Consider the following 9,549-nt stretch of genomic DNA (forward strand, 5'->3'; position numbering starts at 1 on the left):
ATTAATGTTTGGACTACTGGGATATTGGATGAATTTCTTAAGTCGGCAAGTATCTTTAAAACAGTAAATTTAATTCAAGATAGGTTCAAGTAGTGTAAGTTTAGCTCAGCATGTAATTTTTGTAAGCGATCAACTTGTAAAGCTAGGATGGATTTATCATCTTTTTGCTCTGATAAAAGAGCTCTGTATTCTAATAAAACAGATTGCAAATCAGAACGTATTTTTTGTAACTCACTAGAAACCTCAGATAGTTCTTGACGTGTTTCTTGCAAGCGAGTGTTTTCCAAGGTGTATTCTGTTCGCAAACTGAATAGTTGAGTAGATGTTTGCTCTGTTTTAACTTGTAAATCGTTATAACTTTTAAGAACATTTGCTAATTTATCATAGCTCCAAGAGATTTGTTGATGTAGATGGTTTAGCTCTTTGATTCTTTGTAGAGTCGTATCGCTTTTTTGCAAGGTTTGTAGCTGGTTAAGAATTTCTTTTTCGCTTTCTAATTGACCAGATTGTTCTGTTGATACTTTGGAAATTAACTCCATTAAGTATTTAGTTATTGTTTGTTGCTTTTCCATATTTACAGAAAAAGCACTGAGTTTTTTCTCTGCTTCTTGAATTCCTGTTGTAGTAGGTTTCAGATCTACAAGGTTGACACGTAATTCTTCAACAGAATCAAGCAGATCTTTGCTGGTTTGACTTAAATAATTTGTATGAATAATCAGCTTTGTCACTTCTGTTTTTAGATTTCCATTTTCTGTTGTGAAATCAACGACGATATCTCTTTGCTGGGTGACTAAAGAGCTTAATTCTTGATTATGAGCAGCAAGGTTTTGATTTTGTCTTTCTAGGTCTTCGACACATTCTCTCATTTTTTTTAAACTCTCATAATGGCGTATGAATAAAGCTCCTAAACTACACACCCCGGAGAGCGCTACAAATGCGCTGCAAATAAAGACCGTTTGTGTAAAAAAAGTGATCACAGCACAACAGACGGAAATAATAAGGCCTGCAAGCATGGTCTTTTCTTTCCAATCAGCTGTTTGCGTTATATTCAAGATTTTTTGATTAATGGGAGAGAAGATATAATTTGTAGCTGTTTGAATAGATGAAATAAGCACTTTTTTAGCTCCTTTATGATAAGATGAAGAAGAATCTAATAAAGATCAAAATAAAACATCTTATAAAGATTTTAAAATTGATTCTTTGTCAATAAAATGATCTAAGGTAAAAAGGGATGTAAGGAGATAATAAATGCGAGAAGAGATTACAGAAGAGCAGTTTGCGATAGAGACATTAGAGCGATATTCAGGATGTGAAGTTGCAAAATTTCAATCAAATCTATTGTTAACCAATTTCCCTAGATATGTAGAGTACTTTGCAAAAAGTAGATCTGTGTCGGTTATCGAAGGATCGATGTTTAAAGTGGCTCATTGCCCAGCAGAAGATATCAGCATTTTAGATTTTAAAATTGGCTCACCTGCTGCTGCCTTAGTGGTTGATTTGTGTTCCTTTTTACCGATTAAAGCAAGTTTGCTTTTAGGAATGTGTGGAGGCTTAAGAAGGCGTTATCAAATAGGGGACTATCTTGTTCCAGTAGCAAGCATTCGAGGGGAGGGAACGTCTGATTTCTATTTTCCTTCTGATGTGCCCGCTTTATCTAATTTTTTGATGCAAAAAGCGGTAACCGATGTATTGGAACTGCAAAAAGCGGTTTATCATATTGGCATCACCTATACGACAAATATGCGTTTTTGGGAGTTCAATGAAGAGTTTAAGAACTTACTCAAAGCCACAAAAGCACAAGCCATTGAAATGGAATGTGCCACATTATTTTCAGCAAGCTATAAGCGCAAGTTTACATTAGGAGCTCTTCTACTCGTTTCTGATCTACCACTAGCTAACTTTGGAGTAAAGACCAAAAAAAGTTCAGAGTCTGTTTATCAGCGCTATATGGCCGATCACGTTGAAAAAGGAATAGACATCATTAAACGCTCTCGAGAGATGCAAGAACAACGCATTAAAGGAGCCTATCATCGCAATATCGGAATGGGTGTCAAAAGTCACTCGCGTTAAAAAAAAGCAATCCACAATTGCTTTAGGTTAGCTCTTGTGGATTGCTAGTTTAAGCTTATTTATTAAAAATAAGTCCCAAATCTGCAAAGATAAGATCTTTTTTTGGGTCCATTTTAGGTTCTAGAGATCCTATGGAGTTGGAGTTGGAACAGTCCCGCAGCATATTGCCCAACACATAGGAGGAAATGCTCCACCCGTTGATGCTAAACAAGTCGACATACAAAGAGCAAAAAGACCAAACCCTGCATCAGCTGTTGGAATACTGCTCATTGCTTGTACAGATCCAAGTAAAAAACCTGCTTTGACAAGTTTACTAAGCGTTAATTTATTTGCGAGATAGGTTGCTCCTTCTTGCATAGCTTTAAATATAGGTTCTGCTATAGAATTTACTATGACAGGTTTATTGATCTCTAATAGACCAACGGCATGAAAAGGACCTTGTAAAGATTGTAATGGGAAATGCATTTGCATAAAGTTTCTCCTTTGGTTACATGCTAAAGCTCTAAAAATAAGAACAATGCTAAAAAACGGGCCCACTTTATAACTTGTATGAGAAAAAATGTCTATATTTTTTTAACAGGTAAAAATATTTTCCATTTAAGCTAAAGAATCTCTTGAGCTCTTAATCGGAAACTCTTTTTTTAGAGCAGCAATGACGCTCTCTTCGAGTTGCTTGGGGTGAGTAATTTTAGGTAGAGCTAATAGTTTCTTTAAGGTGGTTTTCCCGCTTTGTTGTTGTGTGGTAAGAGTCATCTTACTAAATTTGAGCAGCGTGAATTGATGGGCAGAGGCAAATATTCTTAAGCGTGTTAAATGATAGAGCCAAAGTATTTGCATAGGATAAGCGCCAAAGCGGTCTGTTAACTCTACAAGAAGAGTATCTAGTTCTTGAGAGGTAGTAGCATCTCCAAAACGGTGGTAAATTTCCATACGTAAAGTGGGCTCATTTATGTAGGTATCAGGAATGAGCGCGTCAAAAGAAAACTCCATTTTGGTTTCTGTAAAAGAGATGGCTTTATCGTTGCTTAGTGCATTTACCGCTTTTTTTAGCAATTTACAATAGAGATGAAATCCAATAGAAGAGACTTGTCCTGATTGTTGTGTGCCAAGTATGTCGCCTGCTCCTCTGATCTCTAAATCGCGCATAGCAACTTTCATGCCTCCTCCGTAGCCGGAGGATAAACTCAGAGCTTCTAAACGTTTCAAAGTAATTTCAGGAAGTTGTTTTTTAGTTGGGACTAAAAAATATGCATAGGCTGGTTTATTCCATCTGCCTACTCGGCCTCGCATCTGATAGAGATCAGCTATTCCAAATGTATCAGATCGGTCAATCAAAATGGTATTGGCATTGGGGATATCAATCCCATTTTCTACAATGGTAGTGGAGACTAAAATATCTGCTTCTCCTTGTTTAAAGGCATGAAAGACCGCATCGATTTCATCAGAAGACATTTGCCCATGTCCTACTACGATACGCGCTTCTGGGGCTAATTTTTGTATTTCTTTAGCGATTTGAAAAATAGTTTCAATGCGATTATGAATGAAGAACACTTGTCCATCGCGCAATAGCTCTCTGGCTATAGCATTTTGTATAACAGAGTGATTGCGCTCTGTGATTATCGATTTAATGGGCAGGCGATCTTGCGGAGGGGTATTGATCATCGAGATTTTCTTAATACCAATTAAGGAAAGATACAAAGTGCGAGGAATCGGTGTCGCAGAAAGGGTTAAGCAATCAACGCCTATTTTTGTGGTTTTTAAACGCTCTTTTGCGCGGACTCCAAACCGTTGTTCTTCATCGATAATGATGAGACCTAGGTTTTTAAACCGTACATCTTGACTAATTACCCGTTGGGTACCGATTAAGATATCAATGGCGCCCTCTTGGAGAGATTGAAGTGTTTTTTTTATTTGAGAAGAGGAGCAAAATCTACAAGCAAGTCCTATTTGGACGGGAAAGTTTGCCATTCTTTGGCAAAATGTCTCGTAGTGCTGCATGGCTAAAATAGTAGTAGGGACAAGAACTGCAACTTGTTTATGCCCATCACATACTGCCTTGAAAGCAGCGCGCATAGCTACTTCTGTTTTTCCATAACCGACATCTCCACAAATGAGACGATCCATAGCTATCTCTAATTGCATATCTTGTTTGATAGCTGTGATGGCATTGATTTGATCTTCTGTTTCTATGAAGGAAAAATCTTCTTCAAAAGCTACCATTATCTCAGAATCAGCTGGGTAGGCAAATCCTCCTTGGACTGTGCGCTCTGCCTGCATGCGTAGCAATTGATCAGCGTATCCCACAATGGCTTTTTGTGCCATTTGACGCGTTTTTTGCCACCTTGCCGATCCTAATTGACTAAATGTGGGGATTTTGTCCTTAGTTCCAATATATCGGCTAATTAAATGAGATTGGGAGAGCGGGATAAAAAGTTTACTCTTTTCTGCATACTCAATCACCATAAATTCTGATATATCTCCTAAATGATTCGTCCGTTTTTCTGTTCCTATATAGCGGCCTATTCCATTATGAAAGTGCACCACAATATCACCAGGAAGTAATTCATGAAATTCAGAGATGGGGACAGAATGGGACTGGCGCCATTTTTGACGTCTAGGTTTTAAGCGATGAGAGAGTTCTGCTGTGGTGATGAGCGATAGTTTTGCATCTTTCAAGACAAATCCACTAGATAGATAACCGATTTGAAAATCGGTTTTTTCGAGTGTCTTGGTTTTTTCTTCCCATAAAGTTTTTTGCGCAAGAGTAGAGCAAATAAAATGCACTTGCATGTGAGGATGTCGGTGCAGAGCTTGTAGAATTTCTTCTGCTTGGATGGATGTTTGATTATCTAAAGTAGAGAAGAACTCAGCCACTGGAATAAAGGGATGTCTACATCTTTTGGTTTGTATCTGTTGGTTAAACATTTCAAATTGCAAAGGCTGGAGGGAGATTTGTCCCATGTACACCATGGGTTTTTCTTGAACAAAGGAAAGAGATTCAGCGCTCTCATGGCTTAAGAAAATTTGCGATAGAGGCTGCACACAAGAAAAAAACTCTTGAAAAGAAAGGACTAAACGATTGTGTAAAACAGGCATTTTTGTAAGAGAAACCAAACGGTCTTCAATAGCTAGTAGATCGTTAAAAATGACAATGGTATTAGGGCCTAAATAATCTAAAAAAGAAGTAAGTTTTTGTGTTTTTTGTAGAAGGGTAAGTTCAGATGCAGGACAGAGCCAACATTGTGTATGTTTTTCCGTTGTGATTTGCGTTAAAGGATCAAAAGATCTAATCTCTTGAATTTCATTGCCAAAAAACTCGATCCGAAAGGGAGACAAAGCAGAAGGAGGAAAAAAGTCGATAATCCCTCCTCTTACAGCAAATTCTCCTTTATCGCTTACTATGTTTGCACGCTGATAGTTTAAGAGTTCCAGATGCTTAATAAATAAGGAAAAATCGAGAAACTGATGGACGCGGTATTTTTGAAAAAGCGTACGCATGGTTTCTTTACAAGGCAATTTTTGCAAAACAGCCTGCAGAGGAGCAAAAACTACATGAGGAGAATCATTTTCCAAAAGAGAGTCAAGCACTTCAAATCGCTTTCCCATTAAATCAGAACTAGGTGCAATTTCTTCACCGGGCAGGGTTTCCCAAGCAGGCAACTCACAAAGGTGAGGCAGAGAAAACAACTGCATATCTTCGAGTAAGCTATCTTGAGATCCGCTACTGATGATAAGTACATGTTTGTTTATAATCTGAGATAACACCCAAATGATAACAGCTTTGGGCCCATCCCAAAGCTGTTCTATCAAAATAGATGGTTCATGAACTATGGCATCAAGAAATTCTTGTAATAGAGGATGGGTGGTTAGAATTTCTTTTAGGCGTTTTGTAAGAGCCATTTTTGTACTTGTTCAAATGCTTGTAATAACCCTTCTGGATTTTTGCCTCCAGCTTGAGCACTTTCTTTTTTCCCCCCTCCACCACCTGAAATAATAGGGACAATTTCTTTAATTAAAGAAGAAGCCAAAATTCCTTTTTGGCTAAGATCTTTGGACACTCTAACCATCACTTGACAACGCTCTTTTGTTGTGTGGGCTAAAATTACGACATAAGAGCTAAGCGCCTGTGCAATTTGTTCGCTTAAGGCATTTAACTCTTCTGTATCTACGATTTGTGCCATAAAAGGAATAGATCCAACATATTGCACTTTAGTCAGAAGAGTTTGAGTAAGTTGTTTTAACTGTGAGCTTTTTAAGGCTTTTATTTCCGTATGAAGAATTTTGTTTTCTTCGATGAGATTTTGTGTTTTTTCTACAAGCTGCAAAGGAGAGCTTTTTAGAAGAGTCGCTGCTTTTTCAAGTCTATCCTCTTGCTCATAGATCCATTCTTCTGCTTTAACTCTTGTGTATGCTTCAATGCGTCTTACCCCAGAAGCAATACTACTTTCTTTGACAATCCTAAATGAGCCAATGGTAGAGACATTTTCAGCATGAGTACCACCGCATAGCTCTTTGGAATAATCGATATCAACTACCCTTACAATAGCTGCATATTTATCTCCAAAAAACTGCTTGATGTCAGGATCTTTTTGAGCTTTTTCAAAAGAAATTTCATAGGTTTGTACTCTTTGGCCTTCTCTGATTTTTTCTTGAATAAGCCTTTCGATTTGACGGATCTCTTCTTTGGAAAGCGCTTTGTGATGATTAAAATCAAAACGTAAATGATCTTCAGCTACAAGAGAACCTGCTTGTCTAATATGAGCTCCGACTACTTTTTGAAGAGCCCAATGCAATAAATGTGTAGCGGTATGATTATTTGCAATTTCTTGTCTTTTTTGTTTATCTACTTGAGCACTTAAAGGCTCACCTAAAAGTAGACATCCTTTTTCCAATTTACCTAGGTGAGCAATAATCCCTGGAAAAGGAGAGTGGCAATGAGTGACTTTAAAATGAGCTTCTTTATGGGTCAATGAGCCTGTATCGCCTACTTGTCCACCTTTTTCTGGATAAAAGGGGGTTTTATCGAGTAGAATATGACCATTTTGCCCTTCTTTTATCTCTTCGACAAATTTACCATCGATTAAAATTCCTATAATAGCAGCTTCTGCTTCGGTTTGCGTATAGCCTAAAAAACCGGTAGTTGGATGATGTTTGATATATTCTTTAAATACGTCATTTTCTTTTTGTGGAAAATGGATTGTTTGCGCTGCTTTAGAGCGTATTTTTGCTTGATTTTCTAGCACAAGATACGCATCTAAATCTACCTTTAAACCATTATCTTTAGCAATGAGTAGAATTTCTTCGAGAGGAAAACCATATGTGTCTTTGAGTTTAAATGCGTTTTTGCCTGAAATTTGTTTACTAGAGCTTGTTTTAGTCTGATCGATAATGGTGTTTAATATATTACCACCTCGTTTTAAGGTGCGTAGAAAAGTCTCTTCTTCTAAAGAGAGGATATCAGCAATTCTTGTTTGCGATTCTACAAGCTCTTTATAGTCACTTCCCATTGTATCTATCAAACAGGGGAGCATATCTGCTAAAAAGGGTTTTTGAAGTCCCAATATGCGACCATAGCGTACTGCTCGTCTCAAAAGTTTGCGTAAGATATAACCTCTTTCTGTATTACTGGGTTGAGCTCCATCTGCAATAGCAAAGCTAAGAGAGCGAACATGATCTGCGATTACATGGTAGGCAGGAGCCAATTGAGGATCCTCTTTTCGATAGGGTTTGTTACACAATCTTGCAACCTCTGCAATAAACGCTTGGAAAATGTCTATTTCAAATACGGAGTCAACCCCTAATTTTAAAGAGACAATGCGCTCAAGGCCAGCTCCTGTATCGATGGATTTCTTAGGAAGAGGGTGTTGTTTTAGAGAAGCATCTCTGTTAAATTGCATGAATACAAGATTCCAGAACTCTAAAAAACGCTCTCCATCGGGATCTTCTAAAGGAGAAAAAGCCCTGCCATAAGAGGGGCCACGATCAAAAAGCAGTTCAGAACAAGGTCCACAAGGACCTGTGTCTCCCATGGACCAAAAATTATCTTTTTCGCCCATTCGTACAATGCGTTTTTCTGGCAAATAGGCTTTCCATAGCTCAAAAGCCTCATCGTCCTCTTCAAATACAGTAGCCCAGATTTTTTCTGCATCAAAGCCGAATACAGTGGTCGATACTTCCCAAGCATATTGAATCGCTTGGGCTTTAAAATAATCACCAAAAGAAAAATTGCCTAACATTTCAAAAAAAGTTAAGTGACGCGAAGTATGGCCTACATTATCTAAATCATTATGTTTTCCACCAACACGAATACACTTTTGGCAAGTTGTAGCTTTGGTATAGCCTCGTTCATTTTTGCCTAAAAATACATCTTTGAATTGGTTCATTCCTGCATTGATAAATAATATTGTAGGATCATCATGAGGAATGACCGATGAAGAGGAAACAATTGTATGTCCTTTGTCTTTAAAATACTGAAGAAACTTAGTCCGAATTTGTTGAGAAAGCATAAAATTTGTATCTATTTACACGATTAAAAAGATCCACAGTAGCAAAACTAGTGCTAAAAGTCAAAAAGTGCAGGTAATAAAATGCAGTAATCTTGTATTTTTTAAAAAAAATCTAAGAGGTTATTGATAATGGCTATAGCAGCGGTTTTTCGATACGATATAAGCCTATTCCGTTCAGAATAGTCTTTTGGATGCTTTAACTTGTGTTCTAAGTCAGCTCTCTGGCTAGGGGTCAGTTTTTTCATGCTCAATAGCTTAACACAAAACAAAATATTTTTCTATACGATTGAATCGGAACCACTATATACTCGTTTGCATTCAAATTAAGAGTTTGAATGCATAAACATTTTTTATATAAAAAAATAACATCTTCTTGAAAGATAGAGTAGTTTTTTCAAAAAAACCTAATTATGCAATTCTTAATTTGAAATCAAACTAGTATATCTACTGGTTATTTTCCTACGACTCATTCCCTAGATTTTCTTAAAAAGAACACCTTTCGCTTTGCTTCTCTCTTAACCGAGCCTATATGTAAAGCTCATGAGCTTTTTAGAAGATTGTACCTAGTGGATGTACTGAATCCTAAAGCTAGTAAAACAAGCAATTGGGCCAGAAAATTTTTTCTAGGTATGGGGATTATTATTAGTTCTTTCTTATCTGTGGGCACTGCTCCCCCAGGGGTTGCTTTACGCGGTATAGCAAGTTGTCTATAAAAAGAACCCTTCATCTATTATCGAGGCAAGCTACCAGATAAGGCCTTAAAAGAGTTTTTTTCTCGGCCCTTTCAACCTTGAAGTGCACAAAAAAGAACATATAAATACTTGAAAAAACATCTATTGTGCACCCGAGCATAGCATGTTTGTAGATAATCTCGTAAACACTTCTAGTGGAGTTTCGAAGTTGAGAGCCTTTCTAGGTCTGTTATTTAGTAAAGTTTCCACCCTTTCTATATCCTTGGAAGTCGTATCTAAAA

At 37.3% G+C, this 9,549-nt stretch carries 7 protein-coding genes; 2 read left to right on the top strand and 5 right to left on the bottom strand.

From position 1 onward, the window contains the following. Positions 1–74: 74 nt before the first annotated feature. Entirely contained in the window at positions 75–1,115 is a 1,041-nt protein-coding gene (locus RHOW815_RS04760) for a coiled-coil domain-containing protein (protein ID WP_215217196.1), read from the bottom strand. Positions 1,116–1,248: 133 nt separating this feature from the next. Between RHOW815_RS04760 and RHOW815_RS04765 the strand changes: the two genes are divergently transcribed. Beyond that, a complete protein-coding gene (locus tag RHOW815_RS04765; RefSeq protein ID WP_215217197.1) occupies positions 1,249–2,070 on the top strand; it encodes an AMP nucleosidase in 822 nt (273 codons plus the stop codon). Between the two features lie 129 nt (positions 2,071–2,199). On the opposite strand, the gene RHOW815_RS04770 is transcribed toward RHOW815_RS04765, so the two are convergent. From RHOW815_RS04770 to RHOW815_RS04785, 4 genes are all read right to left on the bottom strand, one after another. Continuing rightward, on the bottom strand, positions 2,200–2,541 hold the full coding sequence (locus tag RHOW815_RS04770; RefSeq protein ID WP_215217198.1) for a hypothetical protein: 342 nt from the start codon (positions 2,539–2,541) through the stop codon (positions 2,200–2,202). A gap of 126 nt (positions 2,542–2,667) precedes the next feature. Next, a complete protein-coding gene (gene mfd, locus RHOW815_RS04775; protein ID WP_215217199.1) occupies positions 2,668–5,970 on the bottom strand; it encodes a transcription-repair coupling factor in 3,303 nt (1,100 codons plus the stop codon). After that, complete coding sequence (alaS, locus tag RHOW815_RS04780) at positions 5,949–8,576, bottom strand: alanine--tRNA ligase (protein WP_215217200.1); 2,628 nt, start codon at positions 8,574–8,576, stop codon at positions 5,949–5,951. The genes mfd and alaS overlap by 22 nt, the downstream gene beginning before the upstream one ends. Before the next feature lie 101 nt (positions 8,577–8,677). Then, positions 8,678–8,821, bottom strand: a complete 144-nt coding sequence (locus RHOW815_RS04785; RefSeq protein ID WP_215217201.1) for a hypothetical protein — start codon at positions 8,819–8,821, stop codon at positions 8,678–8,680. A 321-nt stretch (positions 8,822–9,142) separates the two neighbouring features. Between RHOW815_RS04785 and RHOW815_RS04790 the strand changes: the two genes are divergently transcribed. Further along, positions 9,143–9,289, top strand: a complete 147-nt coding sequence (locus RHOW815_RS04790; protein WP_215217202.1) for a hypothetical protein — start codon at positions 9,143–9,145, stop codon at positions 9,287–9,289. Positions 9,290–9,549: the final 260 nt, after the last annotated feature.

The organism is Candidatus Rhabdochlamydia sp. W815 (assembly GCF_018642185.1).
GTDB classification, from domain to species: domain Bacteria; phylum Chlamydiota; class Chlamydiia; order Chlamydiales; family Rhabdochlamydiaceae; genus Rhabdochlamydia; species Rhabdochlamydia oedothoracis.

Coding starts and splice junctions, on each gene's coding strand:
- mfd (WP_215217199.1), bottom strand. CDS start 5,970: ATGGCTCTTACAAAACGCCTAAAAGAAATTCTAACCACCCATCCTCTA.
- RHOW815_RS04785 (WP_215217201.1), bottom strand. CDS start 8,821: ATGAAAAAACTGACCCCTAGCCAGAGAGCTGACTTAGAACACAAGTTA.
- alaS (WP_215217200.1), bottom strand. CDS start 8,576: ATGCTTTCTCAACAAATTCGGACTAAGTTTCTTCAGTATTTTAAAGAC.
- RHOW815_RS04765 (WP_215217197.1), top strand. CDS start 1,249: ATGCGAGAAGAGATTACAGAAGAGCAGTTTGCGATAGAGACATTAGAG.
- RHOW815_RS04770 (WP_215217198.1), bottom strand. CDS start 2,541: ATGCAAATGCATTTCCCATTACAATCTTTACAAGGTCCTTTTCATGCC.